The 856-nt window shown below is 47.4% G+C and carries 1 protein-coding gene; it reads right to left on the reverse strand.

Features of this window, described 5'->3' with window-relative positions; genetic code table 11:
* Positions 1-29 precede the first annotated feature (29 nt).
* Positions 30-856, reverse strand: an 827-nt coding sequence (locus Q0590_RS37405; protein WP_302042798.1) for an IS982 family transposase, incomplete at its 5' end; no start/stop codon positions are given.

Below are 856 nucleotides of genomic sequence, written 5' to 3' on the forward strand. Positions count from 1 at the left end.
ACGTGAACTATGGATTAGCCGGTGCAACATTAGGCAGCCATAGGGTAGTGCTGTGGTGGGTTAGGAATAAAAATAGCCGGCTTGTGATCGAGGAATTGATAAGCGATTATAGCAGCGGCGATATGGGAAAAGGCATTTTCAGGTTTGCGGTGCCTGGTATGCTCCAGATCACATATGCTAACTAACAGATCATTGACTGATTCAATCAAGGCCCTTTTTCTCAGGTAATGAGCATGATCGGCTAAGCAGGCAGCGTCTTTTTTCATGTTGCGCTTAGGTTTGATCACCAAGTGGAGTCGCTGCTGATAGAACCATTCAAACAGAGAAGTAAAATAGCCTTTGTCGGCTAGACAAATACCTGTAAGCCCCTTGAGCAATCCTTGTAGTAAGAACTGGTTGTTATCAGCTACATTACCGGGAGTGATAGTCCAGTTAATGCTTTCTCCCCGGTCGTTGATCACTAGATGTAGCTTGAAGCCATAGAACCAGCCGGTAGAAGATTTGCCTTTGCGGGCAGTAGCCCAGAATACCTGGTGGGAATGTTCACGCTTGAGGTGGCATACTGGCAGAGGTTTAGAATCGATAATGTACAAGCCGGTCCGCTGAGCTTTCAAACAGCAATGCAGCGACCAGAGCCACATCAACTCATAGTTGCGGCTAACCAGCACTAAAAATCGTTCGTAGCTAGGAGCTTGAGGAAAATAACTGGCATAACTCTCTTGGATTACCTGCCGGTAGTAATATTCAAAGCATTTATAGCCCGAGAGATGATAGGCAGCTAAAATGGTACATACCTCTGAGGCACTTAAGCAAGGCTGGCGGGTCGGTCGGCGCGCTTGGCCTACCTGCCGCGACT

The sequence above is a fragment of the Rhodocytophaga aerolata genome, assembly GCF_030503435.1.
Taxonomy (GTDB): domain Bacteria; phylum Bacteroidota; class Bacteroidia; order Cytophagales; family 172606-1; genus Rhodocytophaga; species Rhodocytophaga aerolata.